Raw genomic sequence first — 21,321 nt, 5'->3', positions numbered from 1 at the left:
AATATCGGGAGAACGAAACTGGGGGGTCGGGAATGAAGCAGCAACTCACAGATCGTATACATAAGATTTTGGCGCAAATTACGAGCGCTAGACAGATTCAAACAACAGATATCGAGTTTTTATTGGATTGGATGAAACAAGAAGTGAAACAGCGACGGTTCATGCACTTGCTTGAAATCTTTAGTCGTGTCGAATCTGACGTGCGTGAGTTGCCGGCCGTCCTGACGCAAGCAGAAGCGATGGCCATAATTGCCCCGGTGAAACGATATATCCATACGATTCTGGGCATCGAGCAAGAGGACGAGGACCTCGTCTTAATTTTGTCGAACAACTTTGCCACGTTCAGCCGCTATAAGCCGCGGGTGGAAAAGCTCGGGGCTCGTCCTGTCTTTTTACAGACGTTAGAAGAAGCCGTTGAATACGATTATGAGGACGTGCCGAAGGCGATCATCATGGATGTCGAACTGTGGGCTCGTTTCCCGGAACGGGCGATCCAATCGTTCGTCAGCAAGATGAAGAAGCTGTACGTCCCGCTCATCGTGATCGGAACGAATGAACATTATCGGCTCGCCGCCTACTCGTATGGGTTCGATGACTATTGGGAAGAGTGGATTCCGATGGAAGAGCGGCTCGTGCGGCTTGGACATCATATCGAGAAGGCACGGCTCGTCTCGAACGCGCTGCTCGTCGACGAATTGACAGGCGCCTTCAACCGTAAATATTTGAAAGCGACGTTCAGTCGCTTCATGTCCCGCCTGGAGCGGTCCGGTGAAAGCTTCACGCTCGCGCTGCTCGACATCGATCATTTCAAGCAGTTGAACGATACGTTCGGTCATGCCTATGGGGACGAGGTGTTGCATCGCGTTGCCGAGGAGATTCGTTTGGCGATTCGCTCGAGTGACGAGTTGATTCGTTACGGCGGGGAAGAGTTCCTCATCATCTTGAACGTGTCCGAGCGCCACGTCGTCGATGCGGTGCTCGAACGGGTCCGCAGCCGGATTGAGGAGATGACGTTTACATACGAGCATCACGTGACGGTGTCCATCGGCTATACGCGCGTCTGTCAGACCGGGATGACGCTCGGCGAGTGGTGTGCGTACGCCGACGAGGCGCTCTATAAAGCGAAACGTGACGGGCGCAATCGGATCATCCGTTATTCGACGGCGGTCCGGGAGGAGAAGCGGCTCGCTTACGTGACGATGAGCCCGGAGAAGTACGCCATGCTCGCCGAACAGTTGCCGAAACAACATCGACGTTACGAGGTCGTCTATCGGCCTTACGACCGTTACGCCTGTAACGATCATATGGAGATGTTCATCTTAGACGAATCAAGTACGACGGAGACGAGAGGGACGCTTTCGGCCGTCAAAGAACAACGTGGCAAGTACAGTCATGTGTTAGCGTTGTCGAAACGGACGGCACTCGAGCTCGGTTCGCTATACGACGATTTGGCCGAACAGGATCATCATGATGTCATCACTGAAAAAATCGAGAAGTGGCTCGAAAAATTGCCCGACTAAAAAAGGGACGTCGACTCAGTCGATGTCCCTTTTGTCATATTGACGGAAAGTGAAGCTATAGGCATGTCGCTCGTCGACCGGATGGAACTGTTCGTCCGACACGGTGAGTCCGTCCGGCAGCGGTGGATAATACGTGTCCGCCTCGAACGTGCCATCTACCTCGGTGACATAGAACCGGTCCGTCATCGAAAGCGTCTGCTCATAGAGCGTGGCGCCGCCGATGATGTAAAGGTCTGTCGTCTCGGTGTTGAGCGACTCGAGGTCGTGCCAAACATCGACACCTTCAGCTGAAAATGATCGGTCGGACGTGACGACGATATTGCGGCGGTTCGGTAACGGACGACCGATTGATTCGAACGTCTTTCGACCCATGACGACCGTTTGGCCCGTCGTGATGGCCTTGAATTGTTTCAAGTCGTCCGGCAGACGCCACAACAAGGCGTTATCTTTCCCGATTTCCCGATTTCTCCCGATGGCAACGACGTGGACGATCATACGCTGACCGCTCCCTTGATATGCGGGTGCGGGTCATAGCCGACAATCTCGAAGTCCTCGAAGCGGAAGTCCTCGATCGACGTCACGTCGCGCAAGATGTTCAATGTCGGGAGCGGGCGTGGCTCACGTGTCAATTGAAGGTTCACTTGTTCGAGGTGGTTATGGTAAATGTGGGCGTCGCCGAGCGTATGGACGAAGTCCCCGACCTCAAGGCCGGTCACATGGGCGACCATATGCGTGAGCAAGGCGTATGACGCGATATTGAACGGTACGCCGAGGAACGTATCGGCGCTGCGTTGATAAAGCTGACACGATAGTTTGCCGTCTGCGACGTAAAATTGGAACAACAAATGACACGGTGGCAGCGCCATGTCCTCGAGTTGCCCAGGGTTCCATGCCGAGACGATGAGTCGGCGCGAGTCCGGGTTCGTCTTAATCTGCTCGATCACTTGTGCGAGCTGGTCGACACTCGTGCCGTCTGGTTTTGGGAACGAGCGCCATTGTGCCCCGTAAACAGGGCCGAGATTGCCGTCCTCGTCTGCCCATTCGTTCCAAATACGGACACCGTTATCTTGAAGGTACTTGACGTTCGTATCACCGGTGATGAACCAAAGCAGTTCATGGATAATCGAGCGGGTATGTAGTTTTTTCGTCGTAATCAGGGGGAATCCGTCCTGAAGGTTGAACCGCATTTGGTAACCGAACACGCTCGTCGTCCCGGTCCCGGTCCGGTCCTCTTTGACGACACCGTGCTCGAGGATATGGGTGCATAAATCATGGTATTGTTTCATGTGGGAAGTCCCCTTTCTCGTTCGAATTTACAAAAAGTCGCACTCATTATAACACAATATATGGACTTCAGAACGTTTCGCTTTCCATATACAGATTTACTCTCGTACACATCTCGAGGATGCATAATCAGTCCCTTCTAGAGCAGGGGTGAAAAATTAGTGGCAAAGGACTTGGTCTCAGGTAGCTTCGTCATGTTTCGATTCGAGTACAAATAGACGTCACCGAAGATATCGAATTGATCGCCTTGAACACGAAGCGCACAATCTTTGTTCGACAAATAGATTGGTATTTCTTCAGAGAACGAGGCTAGCTCTTGCTTGACGACGTGCATGTGTTGTTCGAGATTGAAGTGGGAGAGCATCGAAAAATCGTTGAGGGCCACGCCTTGAAAAATAGTTGAGGTTGTTACGTTATAACCCATATTTGGCGAGCATAACCAAGACGAAGACATATTGATGGCGCCAGCACTAGCACCTAAGACGATAGCGTCGCTTTGTTGAATCGATTGGATTAGGTCATATTCATGAATAAACTGATTTTGCTTGATGGTGTCCCCACCTAATAAGAAAATCATCGAAGCTGCGTCGAGAAGATGTTTCGCATTAGTGCGATCCATTTCATAATTGATTACGTGAGAATCGTTGAACAAGATGCCAGCCTCCTGTAGCCACGATTGCTCGATAACACCATTAACCGCAGTTGAGGCAGGATCTGAGCTAATCATTACAAGGGACTGCCGATCTGTCACGTCTCGTGACAAGGCATTTGCCAAATAAGTTGGGAAAAAATCATTGAACCATCCAAGATAATAGCACGTCTTCATTGTAAACCTCCTTCGTGTAAGAGTTCTTTCAATAAATTGATATAGAAGCCACCTCATTGTAACCGAACTAGTTGAATTTTTTTCCATAAACAATATGTGATTGCTTATAATGAAGAAGACAAGCGAGTCTAGCTCGTCATGTTTATTGAAATACTTTTAAAAGGAGGATCATCTTGAAACAGCACTCATTACTTTTTGCATTATCTTTATGCTTACTGAGCCTTGGCCTAATCGGAAATGTTGTTTTTGAAGCGATGGGTTTTTTCTCAAATCCAACCGTTCAGGTGATCAGTATCCCAATCGCATCCGCCGAAGGGTATTTCATCCATGGATTCCTAATCCTCGCCATCACTGTTCTTGGGCTATTTTTGCTTCCTTTTTCGTTGAATCGAAATAAAGCAAAGACCACTGCCGTATTTCTGTTGGCGGTCATTCTAATTCCTCAGCTTGTATGATGAAAAACCAATTTCAGAGATCAGATGACTCTTTCATCTGGTTTTATTTTATTGAAACGGTGAATTCCTCTAGTAACAACATCACGTCTTAAGAGGAGGGATACGATGAAAGCAGTAATTTGTACCGCATATGGACCACCGGACGTGTTGCAGCTTCAAGAAGTCGACAAACCGGTGCCAAAATCGGATGAGTTATTGATTCAAGTTTACACCACAGCCGTTCATTCCGGGGACCGTCGGCTACGGTCACTCGATGTACCGGCTCTAGGTAAGCTTCCGATGCGAATCGTCGTCGGTTTCAAGGCACCGCGTCAACCGATTCTGGGTGTCGTCTTGGCAGGCGAGGTCGTCGAGACGGGCAGCCGCGTCGAGCACTTCAAGGTCGGCGACCGTGTCTATGCGCTGACCGGGATGCGGTTCGGTGGCTATGCCGAATATGCGTGTGTCAAAGCGAGTAAATGTGTCGAGCGCATGCCGAACAACGCTAGTTTTGTCGAAGCAGCCAGCTTGCCGTTCGGCGGTACGACGTCCCTTCACTTTTTGCGTAAAGTGAACATCGAGCAAGCGAAGACCGTATTAATTTACGGGGCCTCCGGAGCAGTCGGTTCGATGGCCGTTCAAATCGCGAAATATTACGGGGCTCACGTAACGGCAGTTTGTCGGGAGCGAAACTTCGAACTGGTGAGAAGTCTCGGCGCGGACGTCGTGGTCGACTACACGAAGCCTAACTACGACGAGAAACTGACCACATACGACGCTGTGTTCGATGCGGCTGGGAACATCGATAAGCGTTTGGCCCGGAAGCATGTCGCCGAACACGGGAAATTCAGTTCTGTCGCTGGGCAAGGACCTGCCAGTGAACGAAAAGAGGATTTGGCTTTCTTGAACGAGCTGTTTGAAGCCGGTCGGTTAAAGGCTGTCATCGATTCGGTTTATCCGCTCGAAGAAATCGTCGCGGCGCATCGATACGTTGATGCCGGAGGAAAGGCCGGCAATGTGATTGTGACCGTGACACAAACGAATTGATGGGAGACACGCACTCGGTGGACAGTCCCTGTTTTCGCCACGTGGCTTATAGGGTATACTGGTGAAAGACAAATAAAGGGAGGGATTCGATGCAATTACAAGGTAAAAACGTCCTGCAAATCGTCAGCGACGACTTTGAAGATTTAGAATTATGGTATCCGGTCCATCGGTTACGCGAGGAAGGCGCGAACGTCATCCTTGCCGGTGAGAAGGCGGATCATGCCTATATCGGCAAATACGGCGTTCCGGCCAAATCGGACATCGCGTTCGATGACGTCGACATCTCATCGTACGACGCTATCCTCGTCCCCGGCGGCTGGTCACCAGACTTGTTGCGCCGATTCGATTCGGTGAAAGGGTTCGTCCGCTATATGCATGACGAGAAACGGCCGATCGGGCAAATCTGTCACGCGGGCTGGGTATTGATTTCAGCCAACATTCTCGACGGTGTCAACGTCACGAGCACACCTGGTATTAAAGATGATATGGAAAACGCCGGTGCGATTTGGCATGATGAGCCGGTCGTCGTCGATGGCCATATCGTCTCGAGTCGTCGTCCACCTGATTTGCCTGATTATATGCGTGAATTCATCAAAGTCATGGCCAAACACTGAAAATAGAATAAAGGGGTTAACGACAGTTGAAGCTTAAATCGAATCCAGTTCTCCGTAAATCAATGGAGACAACAGCTTATAGCGCCACGCCGATGACGAAAGCCGGTACGTGGTCGAAAGTGTTTACACTGCTCTTGCTCGTCACGGCAGCCGCCGGGACGACGTGGATGCTCGTGCCGACAATCGGGGAGGCGTTGTTGTTCCCGCTCATGATCGGCTCACTCATCCTTGGTTTGGTGTTAGCACTCGTCATCACGTTCAAACCGAGAACGGCACCGGTCGTTGCGCCATTGTATGGTATCGTCGAAGGTGTGTTCGTCGGGTTGATCTCGTACTTCTTCGAAGCGATGCTTCCAGGCATCGTCGGCCGTGCCGTGTTGACGACGTTCATCGTCGCGTTCGCGATGTGGTTCGTCTACTCGACGGGTCTCGTCAAAGTGACGCAAAAGTTCCGTGCCGGCGTCACGGCCGCAATCTTTACGGTCATGTTGCTCTATCTCGTCCAAATCGGAATGAGTTTCTTCGGTTCAGGACTCCCGTTCATGACGGGCTCATCACCGCTTGCGATCGGTGTGCAGTTTGTGATCGTCATCATCGCCTCGCTCGCGCTCGTGCTTGATTTCGACTATATCGCTCGTCAAGTCGAAAGTCGGGCTCCGAAAGAACTCGAATGGGTCGCGGCGTTCGGTTTGATTGTGACGCTCATCTGGCTCTACATTGAACTACTCGATTTACTCTATCGCCTCGCCATGCGCGACTGATCATCGGCCCTCGGGCCGATGATTTTTTTAAGAAAGGATGTGAAGCCGTCATCGAACCGATGAGGGCGCTTAAGTCATGAAAAAAGTGATTGTGATTGGATCAGGAATTGTCGGCATCTCGACCGCGTATCATTTGGCGGGGAAAGCCGACGTCACCGTCATCGACCGGAAAGAAAAGGGCCGTGCGACCGACGCGGCAGCAGGCATCGTCTGCCCATGGATCGCCCAGCGTCGCAATAAGGCATGGTACGCGCTCGCCAAAGGCGGCGCTCACTACTATGCGACGGTCGTCGATGACTTGAAACGAGAAGGCGAGACCGAGACCGGCTATAAACGAGTCGGGACGCTCGCCTTGCATGAAGACAAGAAATTGAACGAGATGCAAGAACGGACGGCGCTGCGCCGGGAAGAAGCACCAGAAATCGGGGAGTTGACCCGGATGACAGCGGAAGAGGCGAGAGCGCTATTCCCACCGCTCTCGGACGAATATGACGCCCTCCTCGTTGAGGGCGGGGCTCGTGTCGATGGAGAAAAATTGAGAGCGGCCCTCGAACGGGTCGCCGTGAAGCGTGGCGTGACCTTGGTTGACGGTTCGGCCGTCCTCGTCGAAGCGGACGGCTATCATGTCGAGTGCGACGGTGTCCGCTTTGAGGCGGATGAGATCGTGCTCGCCTGTGGGGCGTGGTTGGCCGAGTTGATGGAGCCAATCGGCTATACGGCCCGTGTCGCCGGCGAAAAAGCGCAAATCGTGCACGTGCAGCTACCGGACACGGATGCGTCTGACTGGCCGGTCGTCATGCCGCCACGACGTCGTTATTTGCTCGGATTTGAAGAAGGACGAATCGTCATCGGCTCGACGCATGAGCGGGACAAGGCGTTCGACGCACGGCCGACGGCAATCGGAATTCATGAAGTGCTCTCGAAAGGGCTAGAATCGGCTCCGGGACTCGCTGAGGCTGAACTGATTGAGACGCGGGTCGGCTTTCGCCCGGTCACCCCGAACTCGATTCCGATTCTTGGACGCGTACCGGGAGCGGAGCAGTTGCTCGTCGCCAACGGTCTAGGGTCATCCGGTTTGACAGTCGGCCCGTTTATCGGGAAAGTGCTCGCAGACCTCGTTCTGACAGGAGATTGCGAGCTCGACCTGTCGCTTTATCCAATCGAGGAATCGGTGTTCCGAACGAATGATAAATAACAACGAAATATAAAAAGTCGCCTCCCCCTTGCTATACACACAAGAAGGGGAAGGCGACTTTTTAGTTATTTCCGAATGATGCCGTGCAAGAAAAATCGGAAATAGTCTTGCATCGATTCGCTCATCGGTGACGTCGACAGGCCCGGGTCGGATAAAATCGCTTGTTGCACGAGTTGCACGTACCGTAAATACGAATCGGTCGACAGCTCCGGGTCGATGGCCCCGCTCGTCTTCCCATATTCAATCAAGTGCCGGAATGCGGCGTAGCCCCGACCGGCCAACTGTTGCCATGAGGCGTCCGCTTGAATCATCGCCGTGACTGTCTCATCGAACAACCCTGCCGTCTCGATTTTTCGAGACAAAATCTCAATCAGCAGTTGATCGAACGGAACATGGTCAGCAATCTGTGACTCAATCCATCCCATCTGTTCTTCCGTCATCTCGGTCAAGACGGCGATGATGACTTGTTCTTTCGACCCGAAATAATTATAAATCGATACCGGTGAGACCGAGGCGGCGCGGGCCAGCTCGCTCACCGTGAAACGGGACTGTTTCACGGCCATCAGTCGAATGGCCGCGTCTAAAATCGCGCGTCGCTTCGTCTCGGTCCGTTTTGTGAATCCATCCATGGGCATCCTCGCTTCTCTTGTAGTTTTGTAACCAATATACCATTTCCATTTCAAAAAATAACGTGATATACTTGTTTTGTAATCATATAAACTATATATTTCAAAACTAAGGAGTGAGATCAGTGATTCAATTGAAAGGATTGACGAAACGGTTCGATTCGTCCCACGGCATCTTCGACGTGTCGTTCACCGTCGAACCGGGTACCGTCTTCGGTTTCATCGGGCCGAACGGGGCAGGGAAATCAACGACGATTCGTCACTTGATGGGATTGCTCCACGCCGATTCCGGCAGTGCCACCGTTATGGGTCACGACTGTTGGAACGAGAGCGAGACGGTGAAGGCGCTCGTCGGTTATTTACCGGGCGAAATCAATTACCCACAGGATATGACCGGTGAGGACGTCATTCGGCTCACCCGAAAGCTTCATGCGACGAGTGCTGAGCGCGAACGGACGTTACGCGACGTGTTCGCTTTTGACACATCGCTCAAAGTTCGTAAGATGTCGAAAGGGATGAAACAAAAGCTCGCCATCGTCACGTGTTTCATGAAAGATGTGCCCGTGTATATCCTAGACGAGCCGACGAGCGGACTCGATCCGCTCATGCAGGAACGACTCGTCGATTGGGTAATTGCGGAGAAGGCGGCGGGCAAGGCAGTGTTGATGAGTTCGCACCACTTTCCTGAGATGGAGAAGACGTGCGACCGGGCCGCGCTCATCCGCGACGGTCGGATGATTATCGAAGCGGAGATGACAGAGTTGAAACGGCATAGTCAGAAGACGTATCGCATCGAATTGAAGGACGAGGTGACAGCTCAGCGCTTGAGCGAAGAAATTGGTGTGCGTGACGGAGTGGTCGTCACTGTCAACTTGTCGACGGTCGAGGAGTTGAACGACTTGATTCATCGACTCGCTCGTTTCGAGGTCCAATCGTTGTCGAGCGGCACCGACGAGCTTGAGCATCTGTTCATGCAATATTACGGGGAGGCGAACTAAATGGTTCTCATCGCGGCACTGTTCAAACAAAACCGGAGCTGGATTTTTGGATACTCGCTCGGGACGAGTCTCTATTTGTTCTTTTTGGCGGCGGTGTTCCCGTCCATCCAAGAGACGGGATTGATTGAAGGCAAACTGGATTCATTGCCACCTGAGCTACTCGATGTGTTCAAAATCGATCCGAATTTGGCGATGGACAACGTCATGAACTTGTTGGCCGGCAATTACTATGGGCTCATCTTTTACGTGTTGGCGATTCTGTTCGCACTCACATTCGCCTCACGGCTGATGGCCAAACCGGTGGACTCAGGCGAGGTCATGCTCTATTTGGCCGCACCGATTTCGCGTGGCGGTTACGTGACGGCCAGTCTGGTCGTACTCTTGATGGCGTCAGCCTTGCTCGTCGGACTGAACGGGCTCAGCCTGATGCTCGCCAACGTCTTGTTTGATTTACAGATTGACCTTGGCTTATTGTGGACGCTGCAGTTGAACGCGGGTCTGCTGCTGCTCGTGCTTGGGACGCTCGCTTATGTGCTCGCGAGCCTGTTCGACGACAGCTCACGGTCGTATATGGTCACGGGAGGCATATTCGCCCTCTTCTTGATGGCGAATGTGTTCTCAGGATTTAGTGACCAACTCGACTGGTTGAATGCGCTGTCGATATTCTCGTTGTTTGACGCCAACGCACAAATCCAAGGGGATTCCACGCTTCGTTCCTTCTTCTTGTTGGCGGGGATTCTCGTCGTCAGCATGCTCCTATCTTATGGACGCTTCACACGAAAAGATTTGACGATTTAGTTTTTCGAAATAGAATGACGGGTATGATACAATCAGCTCGAACAGATTGGAAAGGGGAATGATTGTATGCAACTCGCAACGTTACGCAACGGTGTCAAAATTCCGATGATCGGCTTTGGGGTATGGCAAGTCGACAACGAGACGGAGGCGCCACAGGCCGTCGCCGAGGCACTCAAAGTCGGATATCGCCATATCGATACGGCAGCCGTCTATAAGAATGAAGAGGGTGTCGCCAAAGGGATTCAAACATCAGGCGTCGCTCGTGAAGATATCTTTTTGACGTCGAAGATTTGGAACGAAGACATTCGCCAGCGTCGGACGAAAGAGGCGTTTGACGAATCACTCGCTCGACTCGAGACTGACTATTTAGATCTCTGTCTGCTCCACTGGCCAGTCGACGGGTTCGTCGAGGCATGGAAAGATTTGATTGACCTCTATGAGGCCGGTAAAATCAAGGCGATTGGCGTGTCGAACTTCAAAGAGCATCATCTCGAGACGTTGAAACAGGAAGGCCTGATGACGCCGCTCATCAACCAAATCGAGCTCCATCCGCAACTCCCGCAACCGGATCTCGTCGAATATTGCCAAGACGAGGGCATCCAAGTCGAGGCATGGAGCCCGCTCATGCAAGGGAAGTTCCTCGATATCCCGGCCTTTGCCGAGATCGCTGAGAAACATGGGAAGACGCCGGCCCAAGTCGTGCTTCGCTGGCATTTGGACACGGGGAACGTCGCGCTTCCGAAATCGGTCACGCCGCACCGGATTCAAGAGAACTTCGATGTGTTCGACTTCGCGCTCGACGCGGACGATTTGGCGAAAATCGATGCCGTGGCGACCCATGACCGTCTCGGTCCAGACCCGGACGAGATCGACTTTTAAACAATTGATGCCTTTTGTCCATGAACTCAGATGGGCAATCCCGAACGCGGTGACACTGCCGCTTCTTTGAAACGACTCCGGTTGAGACCGGGGTCGTTTTATTGTGTAATTAGCGATTCTTCCTAGAGCTAGTCCGGATGTGTATGAGCGTTGGCACATGGGTATAGAAAACTATGCTAATAAAGGAGGTGTCAGGTCTTCTTCGGAGGATCCTACTTATGGACTTATCAAAATGGCCATTAATCAACTGGCTGGCATTTTTGGCGACGGTCGTCATCAACTACTTCGCGAGCGGTGAAAACGCGGCTGTGTCGGACCGCATCGATATTTACTTCAAACCGGCCGGCTATGCGTTCTCGATTTGGGGCGTGATTTATGTCGCGCTCGCCGTCTGGCTCGTCTTGCAATTGAAGAAAGGGTCGGTCGCGAACCGGCAGGCGAATCGGATGAAAGCGGGCTTTCTCGTCTCGTGTATCTTGAACGGCCTTTGGTTGCTCACGTTTACGAACGAGTGGTTCATCGCCTCGCTCGTCGTCATGGTCGCGTTCTTGGCGACGCTCGCTTGGCTCTATTACATCGCCTTCCGGACGTCGACGAGCTGGCTCGACCGGTTCCCATTCTCGATATATATCGGCTGGGTGTCCGTCGCGACGATCGTCAACGTGTTCGTCGTCATGAATCGGGAGCGGGTCACAACCGTGCTCGGACTCGACGAGCTTGCTTGGACGTCGCTCATGCTCATGGTCGGGGTCGTCCTAGCACTCGTCTTCATGTGGTGGCATCGTGACTTCATCTATCCGCTCGTCTTCGTCTGGGCGTACATCGCCATCTTCGCGCGAATCGAGGAAGCAACGCTTTACGTCGTCCTCGTCAGTGCCTTGATTTTGCTCACGCTCGGTTATGTAGGCTTGATCATTTGGAAGAAGCCACGGGCATTTTTACACCATTCTCGCAAGACGGTCGAATAAGTTGGTTGAAGTTGAAGCGGTAGCCTAATTTGGTTATCGCTTTTTCTTGTGCATATTTAAGTTCTTGTGAACCTATATACTAATATATTTGATGGATAATTATTCTTTATAGATTATAAGTGGTTTTCATAAATAGCTTGATAAAGCTAATGAATCCGCTTTCAATTATGACTTTGACGATTTGTGTTATGCAGAATAGTATACAACCCACTTGATTTATCAGAATATTTAGAACAAAATAAAATTTACGAAACAAGATCGAGAGAGAGGGGTTGATTCGATGAAGCGAACAGGCTTGTACGATTCACGATTCGAAAAAGACGCATGTGGCATTGGGCTATATGTCAACCTAAATGGAGAGAAAAAACATGACATCGTTAGTAAATCGCTGTCGATGCTCTGCAAGCTAGAACATCGTGGCGGACAAGGGGTCATCGATGCGGGAGACGGCGCGGGCATCATGACCGAGCTGCCGCACGAACTGTTCCTGGAGACGATGAATTTGCCGACGCCAGGTCGCTATGCGGTCGGAATGGTCTTTTTCCAACCGGATGAGTCGAGACTGCAGGACAAGCAACGTCAGATGGAAGCAATCGCCGACGAATTCGATTTTGCGACCATCGCCTGGCGCGAAGTCCCGGTCAATCCACATGCGATTGGTGAACATGCCCGCGTGACACAGCCGACCATCTATCAATGGTTCGTCTCGTGCCCGTTCGCGGACTATGACTCGAACGAGCGGACGCTCTATCAGCTCCGGCGGACGATTGAAAAGACCGAAGCGTTGAACCTGTACATGCCGAGCTTGTCGACAAAGACGATCGTCTATAAGGGGATGCTCACGCCGGAACAAATCGAGCGCTTCTATCTCGATTTGCAGGCGCCGTCCTTTAAGAGCACGTTCGGCATCGTCCATTCTCGCTTCTCGACGAACACGTTCCCGTCATGGGAACGGGCGCATCCGAACCGCATGATTGTCCATAACGGGGAAATCAATACGCTCCGCGGCAACATCGATGCGATGCGGGCCCGCGAAGGCGTGACCTCAACCGATTTGTTCGAGGACGTCAATCAGCTGTTCCCGGTCCTCCAAGAGACGGGCAGCGACTCGTCGATGCTCGACAACGCTTTTGAATTCTTCACCCGGACCGGGCGTTCCATCGCCCATACGGCGATGATGCTCATCCCTGAGCCGTTCGCGGAAGTGAAAATAGACCCGTTCAAAAAAGACTTCTATCAATATCATTCGTCCATCATGGAGCCTTGGGATGGACCGACTGGTGTCGTCTTCACGGACGGCCGTCAAATCGGTGCCATCTTGGATCGGAACGGACTGCGGCCGATGCGCTATATCGAGACGCTCGATGGCGAGCTCATTTTGTCGTCAGAGAGCGGCGTCATCCCGGTTCAAGCCGAGAACGTGAAGTCGAAGCAACGACTTCGTCCCGGGCAACTGTTGTTAATCGACTTGGAGTCGAAACGACTCATCCCGGACGCGGAAATCAAACAGACGATTGCACGGGCCGAGCCGTACGGCAAATGGTTGAAGCAGATGACCGAGCTCAACGATGGACCGGTCGACGAGCCGTTCGTCGCCGACCTGCATCGGAAGCAGCGTGCGTTCGGATACACGAAAGAGGACATTGAACAATATCTCGTCCCGCTCATCCTCGAGAAAAAAGATCCAATCGGGTCGATGGGACATGACCAACCGGTCGCGGTGTTATCCGAGCGGCCACGTTCTTTGTTCCATTACTTCAAACAGCACTTCGCCCAAGTTACGAACCCGCCGATCGATGCGTTGCGTGAAAAAATCGTTACGGCGACATTCACGTGGCTCGGGCCACAAGCGAACCCGGTCCATACCGGGCGAGGTCACGCCCGTCGTGTCTGGCTAAAGCATCCGTTCCTCGATGCGGCCGCGCTCGAGAAAGTGAACGAGACACTGCGCGTCGAGCGGGTCGATACGTCATATGCGTACGATTTGGAAGCTTCGCTAGAGACGCTGTTCGAGCGAGTCGACGGTCTGATCCGTGACGGCGCCGACGTCATCGTCTTGTCGGACCGCAACATGAACGAAAATATGCTCGCCATGCCGGCGCTTCTCGTATTGAGCGCCGTCCACCAACATTTGATTCGCGTCAATCTACGGGCATCATGCAGTCTCGTCGCCGAGAGCGGCGAAGTTCGTGAAGTCCATCAAGCTGCCGCCTTAATCGGTTACGGCGCCGACGCCGTCTACCCATATCTCGCCTATGCGACCATCGCCGAGGCGGTCGAGGCGGGCCAGCTGTCCTACTCGTTCGACGAGGCGGTCCGCCGCTATCAGACGGCCTCTGTCGACGGCATCGTCAAAATCATGTCGAAGATGGGCATCTCTACCGTCCAAAGTTACCGTGGCGCCCAAATCTTCGAGGCGGTCGGCATCGACCGCGCCTTGATTGAGCGTCACTTCCGCGGTACGACGTCACAGTTGTCCGGTGTCGGTTTCACCGAACTTGAAGACGAGTCGCGCCGGCAGCACGAATCCGCCTATAAACGCGAACGACCACTCGAGGCCGGGACCGACTTCCAGTGGCGCGCCGATGGGGAAGAACACGCCTTCAATCCGAAGACGATTCACCTCTTGCAACGAGCCTGCCGCGAGAACGAGCGCCGGTATTACGATGCCTACGTCAAGCTCCATGAGTCGTCAGGTCAATTCTTGCGCCAGTTGTTCGCCTTTAAACAACAGGATGCAATTCCACTCGACGAGGTCGAGTCGGTCGCATCGATCGTCAGTCGGTTCAAGACGGGAGCGATGTCGTTCGGTTCTCTATCGAAAGAGGCCCATGAGACGCTTGCCATCGCCATGAACCGAATCGGTGGCAAGAGCAACTCCGGGGAAGGCGGGGAAGACCGGAAGCGATTCACCCCTGATGAGGACGGCAGTGAACGCGTCAGTCGTATCAAGCAAGTCGCGAGTGGACGTTTCGGCGTGACGGCCGAGTACTTGTATCACGCCGATGAGATTCAAATAAAGATGGCGCAAGGGGCGAAACCGGGTGAGGGCGGACAACTGCCGGGTAACAAAGTTTACCCATGGGTCGCCGAAGTGCGCGGCTCCGTCCCAGGCGTCGGACTCATCTCGCCTCCACCGCACCACGACATCTATTCGATTGAAGATTTGGCGCAACTCATCTTCGATTTGAAGCATGTCAATCCGAACGCGAAAATCAGCGTCAAGCTCGTCTCGAAGTCAGGCGTCGGGACAATCGCGGCCGGTGTCGCCAAGGCGAACGCCGATACGATCGTCATCAGCGGCTACGACGGTGGGACCGGGGCGTCGCCGCGGACGTCAATCAAGCATACGGGACTCCCGTGGGAGCTCGGTCTGCTCGAGACGCACCAGACGCTCGCGTTGAACGGGCTCCGGGGTCGCGTCACGCTCGAGACTGACGGCAAACTCATGACCGGACGCGATATCGTCCTCGCCGCCATCTTCGGGGCCGAGGAATACGCGTTCGCGACGGCACCGCTCGTCGTGCTCGGTTGCATCATGATGCGGGCGTGTCACCTCGATACGTGTCCGGTCGGTGTCGCGACCCAAGACCCGGCGTTGCGTGCGAAGTTCATGGGCAAGCCCGAACATGTCGTCAACTTGATGACGTTCCTCGCCGAGGAAGTACGGGAGATTTTAGCCTCGCTCGGGGCGACCTCGCTTCGTGACGTCATCGGGCGGACGGACTTGTTGGAGGAGAGTGCCTGGAAACAAGCTCATCCGAAAGCGAAAACGCTCGACTTGACGCCGATGTTGTCGATTCCGACGGCTTTGCCGGAGAAAGAGGAATTGGCCCATCCGGCCTATCAGTCTTATGATCATCGCAAATTGATTCCGGCCGTCTCCCGTTCCATCAAATCGCTCCAACCGACGTTCTTCGTCGGGCGCGTCCGCAATACGGACCGCGCCGTCGGGACGATGCTCGGCCATGAGGTGACGAAAGTGCATGGCAACGTCGGACTCGCCGAGGACACGATTTCACTCCGTCTCAGCGGTTCGGCCGGACAAAGCCTCGGCGCCTTCTTGCCGAACGGGATCACCATCTCGGTCATCGGTGACGCCAACGATTATGTCGGCAAAGGCCTGAGCGGTGGAAAGCTCGCCATCATCGCCGAGAAACATGCCCCGTTCGAAGAGAGTGAACAAGTCATCGCCGGTAACGTCTGCCTGTATGGCGCGACATCAGGGATGGCGTTCTTCAACGGTCATGTCGGAGAACGGTTTGCCGTCCGGAACTCCGGTGCCGTCGCCGTGACTGAAGGCGTCGGCGACCATGGCTGTGAGTATATGACCGGTGGCACGGTCGTCGTCCTCGGGGATGTCGGGCGTAACTTCGGTGCCGGGATGTCGGGCGGGGTCGCCTATCTGTACGGGGACCAAGCGTACGAACAGCTCGTCAACCAAGAACTCGTCTCGGTCGACCGTGAGTTGACCGACGAGGATGCCGAACAAATTTATGCACTGCTCGAGATGCACCAGTTCCATACGGACAGTGTCAAAGCGAGAGCTGTGCTCGAGGCGTTCGAGCAAGAACGCAAACGCTTCGTCAAAATCGTGCCGCGTGACTATGCGAACGTGCTTGACGTCATGCGTCACATCGAGGCGACGCGTCCGGAATTGAGTGACGCCGACCGCGCCCTCGAACTATTCCGTGTCGTGACTGAAGGAGGGGGAGTATGAGACATAAATTTATCGATATCCCACGACAGACATTGCCGGAGCGCTCAGTCGTCGAACGGGTTCATGATTATAAAGAATACGCTTCCCGCATGGAAGACGGACCAATCGTCAAACAAGCCGAGCGCTGCATGGATTGCGGCACCCCGTTCTGTCACGTCGGGGATATGATTGGACAAGAGACGATCGGTTGCCCGATTCACAATTTGATTCCGGAGTGGAACAAGCTCGTGACAGATCAGGACTGGTATCGAGCCTATGAGCGGTTGATGGAGACGAATAACTTCCCGGAGTTCACGGGTCGTGTCTGTCCGGCGCCGTGTGAAGGATCTTGTACGCTCGGTATCAGCGAAGATCCGGTCGCCATCAAATCGATTGAGCGGACGATTATCGACCGCGCCTTCGAGGAAGGCTGGGTCAAACCTCGTCACGTCGTGAAGCGGACCGGACGCCGTGTCGCCATCATCGGCAGCGGGCCGGCCGGGCTCGCAGCGGCCGATCAGTTGAATCAGCTCGGCCATGCGGTCACGATTTATGAGAAAGCGGATGAGGCGGGTGGCCTGTTGTTCTATGGCATCCCGAACATGAAGCTCGAGAAAGATGTCGTCCGACGTCGTGTACGTCTGCTTGAGGCGGAGGGGATTCGCTTCAAGACGGGCGTCAACGTCGGGACCGATGTGACCATCGAGTCACTCCGTCACACGTACGATGCCGTCATTCTCGCCACAGGGGCTCAAAAACAGCGTACGCTCGGCATCGATGGGGATGATGCCACAGGCGTCGAGCCGGCGATGGATTATTTGACCGAGTCGACGCGTTCGCTCGGCGGGAAATCGCTCGACGCTCGATTCGACGCGAACGGGAAAGACGTCATCGTCATCGGTGGCGGGGACACGGGCGCGGACTGTGTGGCGACGGCGATCCGTCAAGGCGCCAAGTCGGTGACGCAGTTCGGGAAGCATCCGGAGAAAGGCGTGTTCCGGGCGCCGGAGAAGCCATGGCCGCTCCAACCGGACACGTTATCGACCGATTACGCCTATGCGGAAGCAATCGAACACTTCGACCGTGACCCGCGCACATATTTGATTCGCTCGAACCGGGTCATCAAACAAGGGGACCGGGTCGTCGGGATTGAGACGGAGCGGATGGAGAAAATCGTCAAACCGGACGGACAGGCGACGTTCTTCGTCGTCGACGGTTCGGTCGAGACGTATCCAGCCGATCTCGTGCTTGTCGCCATCGGATTCGAACGACCGGAGCGTGAACTCCGGAAAGTCGGCATCGAGGCGAACCATGACTATACGTCGAACGTCGAGGGTGTGTTTGTCGCAGGGGATGCGAGACGGGGACAAAGCTTGATCGTTTGGGCAATCCGGGAAGGCCGCGAAGTCGCGGATACCGTCGACGGATACTTGAACACTTGTCAACAACAGCTAAAAACTTCATCATAAAAAGGAGCGACGCGATGTCGCTCCTTTTTACATGGACATTTAGGAGGAATTAGCAATGATTATCGAGATCCTCATGTATACCGGGATTTGGTTCTTACTCGTGCTCGTCTTGCTCGGCACGATTTACGCTCGGCGCAATCGGAAGTGATTACAATACCATGGCGGCAATCAAGCCGAAGATGATGAGCGGGATATTGTAGTGGAGGAACGTCGGCCACACCGTCTCACGCAAGTGATCGTGTTGACCGTCGGCGTTCAAGCCGCTCGTTGGTCCGAGTGTCGAGTCACTCGCCGGGCTACCGGCGTCACCGAGTGCACCGGCCGTCCCGATGATGGCGATTGTCGCCTCGACCGAGAAACCGTATTGGATGCAGAGCGGGACGAAGATGGCTGCGATAATCGGAACCGTCGAGAAACTCGAACCGATGCCGAGCGTGATGACGAGTCCGACGAGGAGCATGACGAGTGCGGCCACGAATTGTGAGTCACCCATAATGCCGCTCGCACCACTGACGAGCGGTTCGATGGCACCGGTCGCGCGAATGACGGCGGCGAAACCGCTCGCCGCAATCATGACGAAACCGATAAAGGCCATCATGCGCATGCCGCTCGTGAAGATGTCATCGGCCTCTGACCAAGGGATGAGGCGAAGCAACGTCAACAAGATGAGTCCTGTGACGGCCGAGGCGATCATCGACTCGGTCTGAAGCTGTACGACGAGCACAACGAGGATGACAGCGGCCGTGAGCCAAATCTTGAGCGGGCTCAACGTCCGGACCTCATAGTCGCTTGGTCCGAGTTGAATCGTCTCATACGAACGCGACTTCCGATAGTGGAAGAAGGCAGTGATGAGACCGACGAGCATTCCGAGCGCCGGGATGGCCATGATGCTGACGATGTTGACATCACCGACGGTCATGCCGTTCGTTTCCACGTTCGGCAGCAAAATCTCGTTCAAGTAAATGCCACCGAATCCGACCGGGAGTAACATGTACGGGGTGACGAGACCGAATGTGAGAATCGTCGCCACGAGTCGGCGGTCGAGCTTCAACTCGTTAAACAGCACGAGGAGCGGCGGGATAACGATCGGGATGAACGCGATGTGAATCGGTAGCGCGTTTTGTGAACTGATCGCTAGAAGTAATAAGAACGATAGCAATAGCGCCTTGACCCGTGTCACACTTTTGCCAGTGACGTCGCGTCCTGACATGCTGATTAACTTTTCAGCCAGGACGTCTGGGAGTCCAGTTTTTGATAGACCGACGGCGAAGGCGCCGAGCAACGCGTAACTGAGGGCGATTGTCGCACCCCCGCCGAGCCCGTCACTGAAGGCGGTCAACGTCTCATTGAATCCGAGACCTCCGACTAGACCACCGACGACGGCGGCAAGGATGAGTGACAAGACGATGTGCACGCGACTGATTGCGAGCGCGAATAATACGATAACAGCTAATAAGACAGCATTCATCAATTCCAACACCTTTCATTCAAAAACTCTTTCTCTTATTATCACTTTAATATGATAAAGACTTTTGAAATTTAACATATGTGTTTCGGGTTGTCAAATCGATTGTTCAAAAAAAGCGATAACTCCGAAAAGTTATCGCTCGTTCGTCATCCTTCAACGTTATGGTATACCTGGCGCACGTCTTCGAGGTCTTCGAGGACGTCGAGCAGTTTTTCGAACTGTTCTTTCGACTCGTCGTCGAGGGCAATCTCGTTTTGTGGCAACATCGTCAACTCGGCGACTTCGAACGTCTCGATGCCTGCTGCTTTGAAGGCAGTCTGGACGGCGTGGAACGCTTCTGGTTCCGCATAGACGATGACCGTCTCATCTTCTTCGATGACATCACGGACGTCGAGGTCGTGCTCCATCATGAGTTCGAGTACGTCGTCAGCAGACATGCCGTTGACACCGATGACGGCCGTCGCGTCGAACATGTAAGCGACCGACCCGCTGACACCCATGTTGCCGCCGTTCTTACCGAAAGCGGCGCGGACTTCAGACGCCGTCCGGTTGACGTTGTTCGTGAGCGTATCGACGATGAGCATCGAGCCGTTCGGTCCGAACCCTTCATAGCGGAGCTCATCGAAGTTCTCTTCGTCGCCGCCCTTCGCTTTGTCGATGGCACGGTCGATGATGGCGCGCGGAACGTTGTACGTCTTCGCTCGTTCGACGACGAACTTGAGTGCTTGGTTTGATTCTGGATCTGGTTCCCCTTGACGGGCGACTACGTAGATTTCACGGCCGAACTTCGCATAGATGCGACTCGTATTGGCGTCTTTTGACGCTTTTTTCTCTTTAATGTTGTTCCATTTACGACCCATTACATGTCATCTCTCTTTCCATTGTTCGATTGATTCATCCTCGATTATATAAGAAGACGTGGATGTTGACGAGCAAAAATCATCCCTCGCTCTTATCCATCTTCTCGACGATCTCCGTCAGCGTCTTCAAACTGTCAATCAGGCGGTCCGTCTCTTCCTCGTTCAGAAACGCGAGACGGTCTTCGAACAGTCGTCGAAACGAATCGCGACGCTCACGGAGGACGAGTTCGCCCTTATCGGTCAGTTGATTCCAGATGACGCGGCGATCGCGTTCGTCCGGGACGCGGGTGATGTAGCCCTCATCGACGAGTTTCGTGATGAGCGGCGTCACGTTTGGCGGGGCAATCGATAACGTCTCACTGATGTGCCCGTTCGTGACCGCGCCTTCATCTTCAATCAACATGAGGAGATGAAAGTGGGAAAAGTTTAAGTTTGGGATTTGCGGAAGGTCGGAACGACGTAACAACTTCCGGCGAATTAATGGGATCAGTTTCACAAACTGATCGGCTGCGTCTTGTCTCGGCATAATCATGTCACTTCCTAATTAGGTTCTTTCTTCATTATACACGACCGAGCGCTGGGTGGACGAGCAATCCTCATCACGTGACATTTTACACAGTGCATTCGCCATATCATGGACATAATGTATGTAAGCGTTTACATATAAATCAGACTTTGTTTTCATGAAAACGCATTCGATTTTACTGAGCGTCACATGAAAAAGCAAGTCCTATCCTCATTCTCCTAAAAAATATTGTGAAAGAGTTCACATTGTTGTCACGCACAAACTGCAAGAAACGTTGTATTCTAAGAATGTGAAGGAAAGCACAAACTCTTATCAAACGAACAGCTCATCCCCCGTGCTTCCCATCAAG

General features: G+C 53.5%; 19 protein-coding genes. 12 read left to right on the top strand and 7 right to left on the bottom strand.

The genetic code is table 11. The annotated features are described in order from the left end of the window. The first annotated feature begins 32 nt into the window (after positions 1 to 32). Positions 33 to 1,520 (top strand): GGDEF domain-containing protein, encoded by a 1,488-nt coding sequence (locus tag KNO58_RS04555; protein WP_214752095.1) that lies wholly within the window; start codon positions 33 to 35, stop codon positions 1,518 to 1,520. A gap of 15 nt (positions 1,521 to 1,535) precedes the next feature. Here the strand turns inward: KNO58_RS04555 and KNO58_RS04550 are convergent, their stop codons facing one another. The 3 genes from KNO58_RS04550 to KNO58_RS04540 form a co-directional block, all read right to left on the bottom strand. Beyond that, on the bottom strand, positions 1,536 to 2,015 hold the full coding sequence (locus tag KNO58_RS04550) for a dihydrofolate reductase (RefSeq protein ID WP_214752094.1): 480 nt from the start codon (positions 2,013 to 2,015) through the stop codon (positions 1,536 to 1,538). Then, on the bottom strand, positions 2,012 to 2,806 hold the full coding sequence (locus tag KNO58_RS04545; RefSeq protein WP_214752093.1) for a thymidylate synthase: 795 nt from the start codon (positions 2,804 to 2,806) through the stop codon (positions 2,012 to 2,014). Before KNO58_RS04545 ends, KNO58_RS04550 begins: the two co-directional genes overlap by 4 nt. Before the next feature lie 137 nt (positions 2,807 to 2,943). Next, on the bottom strand, positions 2,944 to 3,630 hold the full coding sequence (locus tag KNO58_RS04540) for a Type 1 glutamine amidotransferase-like domain-containing protein (protein WP_214752092.1): 687 nt from the start codon (positions 3,628 to 3,630) through the stop codon (positions 2,944 to 2,946). 173 nt (positions 3,631 to 3,803) lie between these two features. Here KNO58_RS04540 and KNO58_RS04535 point away from each other — a divergent pair, with 173 nt between their 5' ends. From KNO58_RS04535 to KNO58_RS04515, 5 genes are all read left to right on the top strand, one after another. Then, positions 3,804 to 4,085: a hypothetical protein gene (locus tag KNO58_RS04535; RefSeq protein ID WP_214752091.1), complete on the top strand. Its 282-nt coding sequence runs from the start codon at positions 3,804 to 3,806 to the stop codon at positions 4,083 to 4,085. Positions 4,086 to 4,190: 105 nt separating this feature from the next. Then, positions 4,191 to 5,111 carry an NAD(P)-dependent alcohol dehydrogenase gene (locus tag KNO58_RS04530; protein ID WP_214752090.1) on the top strand — a complete coding sequence of 307 codons (921 nt, stop codon included), beginning with the start codon at positions 4,191 to 4,193 and terminating at the stop codon, positions 5,109 to 5,111. A gap of 89 nt (positions 5,112 to 5,200) precedes the next feature. After that, a complete protein-coding gene (locus KNO58_RS04525) occupies positions 5,201 to 5,725 on the top strand; it encodes a type 1 glutamine amidotransferase domain-containing protein (RefSeq protein ID WP_214752089.1) in 525 nt (174 codons plus the stop codon). Between the two features lie 26 nt (positions 5,726 to 5,751). After that, positions 5,752 to 6,486 carry a Bax inhibitor-1/YccA family protein gene (locus tag KNO58_RS04520; RefSeq protein WP_214752088.1) on the top strand — a complete coding sequence of 245 codons (735 nt, stop codon included), beginning with the start codon at positions 5,752 to 5,754 and terminating at the stop codon, positions 6,484 to 6,486. A gap of 76 nt (positions 6,487 to 6,562) precedes the next feature. Continuing rightward, a complete protein-coding gene (locus KNO58_RS04515; protein ID WP_214752087.1) occupies positions 6,563 to 7,681 on the top strand; it encodes an NAD(P)/FAD-dependent oxidoreductase in 1,119 nt (372 codons plus the stop codon). A gap of 65 nt (positions 7,682 to 7,746) precedes the next feature. On the opposite strand, the gene KNO58_RS04510 is transcribed toward KNO58_RS04515, so the two are convergent. Then, positions 7,747 to 8,310 carry a TetR/AcrR family transcriptional regulator gene (locus tag KNO58_RS04510; protein ID WP_214752086.1) on the bottom strand — a complete coding sequence of 188 codons (564 nt, stop codon included), beginning with the start codon at positions 8,308 to 8,310 and terminating at the stop codon, positions 7,747 to 7,749. 122 nt (positions 8,311 to 8,432) lie between these two features. On the opposite strand from KNO58_RS04510, the gene KNO58_RS04505 reads away from it, so the two are divergent. From KNO58_RS04505 to KNO58_RS04480, 6 genes are all read left to right on the top strand, one after another. Then, the gene (locus KNO58_RS04505; RefSeq protein ID WP_214752085.1) at positions 8,433 to 9,305 is read left to right on the top strand and encodes an ABC transporter ATP-binding protein; all 873 of its coding nucleotides are present in this window, start codon (positions 8,433 to 8,435) and stop codon (positions 9,303 to 9,305) included. Continuing rightward, complete coding sequence (locus KNO58_RS04500; protein ID WP_214752084.1) at positions 9,306 to 10,103, top strand: ABC transporter permease subunit; 798 nt, start codon at positions 9,306 to 9,308, stop codon at positions 10,101 to 10,103. Positions 10,104 to 10,169: 66 nt separating this feature from the next. Next, the gene (locus KNO58_RS04495; RefSeq protein ID WP_214752083.1) at positions 10,170 to 10,982 is read left to right on the top strand and encodes an aldo/keto reductase; all 813 of its coding nucleotides are present in this window, start codon (positions 10,170 to 10,172) and stop codon (positions 10,980 to 10,982) included. 218 nt (positions 10,983 to 11,200) lie between these two features. Beyond that, positions 11,201 to 11,950: a TspO/MBR family protein gene (locus KNO58_RS04490; protein WP_029595576.1), complete on the top strand. Its 750-nt coding sequence runs from the start codon at positions 11,201 to 11,203 to the stop codon at positions 11,948 to 11,950. 280 nt (positions 11,951 to 12,230) lie between these two features. Next, positions 12,231 to 16,670 (top strand): glutamate synthase large subunit, encoded by a 4,440-nt coding sequence (gene gltB / locus KNO58_RS04485; protein ID WP_214752082.1) that lies wholly within the window; start codon positions 12,231 to 12,233, stop codon positions 16,668 to 16,670. Next, positions 16,667 to 18,118 carry a glutamate synthase subunit beta gene (locus KNO58_RS04480; RefSeq protein WP_214752081.1) on the top strand — a complete coding sequence of 484 codons (1,452 nt, stop codon included), beginning with the start codon at positions 16,667 to 16,669 and terminating at the stop codon, positions 18,116 to 18,118. The genes gltB and KNO58_RS04480 overlap by 4 nt, the downstream gene beginning before the upstream one ends. A gap of 148 nt (positions 18,119 to 18,266) precedes the next feature. Here KNO58_RS04480 and KNO58_RS04475 read toward each other — a convergent pair whose 3' ends face one another. From KNO58_RS04475 to KNO58_RS04465, 3 genes are all read right to left on the bottom strand, one after another. Next, positions 18,267 to 19,586, bottom strand: coding sequence for a Na+/H+ antiporter family protein (locus KNO58_RS04475; protein WP_214752080.1), 1,320 nt, complete (start codon positions 19,584 to 19,586; stop codon positions 18,267 to 18,269). A gap of 146 nt (positions 19,587 to 19,732) precedes the next feature. Continuing rightward, on the bottom strand, positions 19,733 to 20,446 hold the full coding sequence (locus KNO58_RS04470; RefSeq protein WP_021067327.1) for a YebC/PmpR family DNA-binding transcriptional regulator: 714 nt from the start codon (positions 20,444 to 20,446) through the stop codon (positions 19,733 to 19,735). Between the two features lie 79 nt (positions 20,447 to 20,525). After that, a complete protein-coding gene (locus tag KNO58_RS04465; protein ID WP_214752079.1) occupies positions 20,526 to 20,972 on the bottom strand; it encodes a MarR family winged helix-turn-helix transcriptional regulator in 447 nt (148 codons plus the stop codon). Positions 20,973 to 21,321: the final 349 nt, after the last annotated feature.

Source organism: Exiguobacterium sp. J17977 (assembly GCF_018616375.1).
Classification (GTDB): Bacteria; Bacillota; Bacilli; order Exiguobacteriales; family Exiguobacteriaceae; genus Exiguobacterium; species Exiguobacterium mexicanum.
The sequence above is the reverse complement of the archived record's forward strand: the minus strand, read 5'-3'. Positions and strand labels throughout refer to the sequence as shown.

Excerpts from the sequence above, each read along its gene's own strand:
- gltB (WP_214752082.1), top strand. The coding sequence starts at position 12,231 with ATGAAGCGAACAGGCTTGTACGATTCACGATTCGAAAAAGACGCATGT.
- KNO58_RS04525 (WP_214752089.1), top strand. The coding sequence starts at position 5,201 with ATGCAATTACAAGGTAAAAACGTCCTGCAAATCGTCAGCGACGACTTT.
- KNO58_RS04500 (WP_214752084.1), top strand. The coding sequence starts at position 9,306 with ATGGTTCTCATCGCGGCACTGTTCAAACAAAACCGGAGCTGGATTTTT.
- KNO58_RS04510 (WP_214752086.1), bottom strand. The coding sequence starts at position 8,310 with ATGGATGGATTCACAAAACGGACCGAGACGAAGCGACGCGCGATTTTA.
- KNO58_RS04515 (WP_214752087.1), top strand. The coding sequence starts at position 6,563 with ATGAAAAAAGTGATTGTGATTGGATCAGGAATTGTCGGCATCTCGACC.
- KNO58_RS04475 (WP_214752080.1), bottom strand. The coding sequence starts at position 19,586 with ATGAATGCTGTCTTATTAGCTGTTATCGTATTATTCGCGCTCGCAATC.
- KNO58_RS04530 (WP_214752090.1), top strand. The coding sequence starts at position 4,191 with ATGAAAGCAGTAATTTGTACCGCATATGGACCACCGGACGTGTTGCAG.
- KNO58_RS04495 (WP_214752083.1), top strand. The coding sequence starts at position 10,170 with ATGCAACTCGCAACGTTACGCAACGGTGTCAAAATTCCGATGATCGGC.
- KNO58_RS04555 (WP_214752095.1), top strand. The coding sequence starts at position 33 with ATGAAGCAGCAACTCACAGATCGTATACATAAGATTTTGGCGCAAATT.
- KNO58_RS04550 (WP_214752094.1), bottom strand. The coding sequence starts at position 2,015 with ATGATCGTCCACGTCGTTGCCATCGGGAGAAATCGGGAAATCGGGAAA.
- KNO58_RS04540 (WP_214752092.1), bottom strand. The coding sequence starts at position 3,630 with ATGAAGACGTGCTATTATCTTGGATGGTTCAATGATTTTTTCCCAACT.
- KNO58_RS04470 (WP_021067327.1), bottom strand. The coding sequence starts at position 20,446 with ATGGGTCGTAAATGGAACAACATTAAAGAGAAAAAAGCGTCAAAAGAC.
- KNO58_RS04465 (WP_214752079.1), bottom strand. The coding sequence starts at position 20,972 with ATGCCGAGACAAGACGCAGCCGATCAGTTTGTGAAACTGATCCCATTA.
- KNO58_RS04545 (WP_214752093.1), bottom strand. The coding sequence starts at position 2,806 with ATGAAACAATACCATGATTTATGCACCCATATCCTCGAGCACGGTGTC.
- KNO58_RS04480 (WP_214752081.1), top strand. The coding sequence starts at position 16,667 with ATGAGACATAAATTTATCGATATCCCACGACAGACATTGCCGGAGCGC.
- KNO58_RS04490 (WP_029595576.1), top strand. The coding sequence starts at position 11,201 with ATGGACTTATCAAAATGGCCATTAATCAACTGGCTGGCATTTTTGGCG.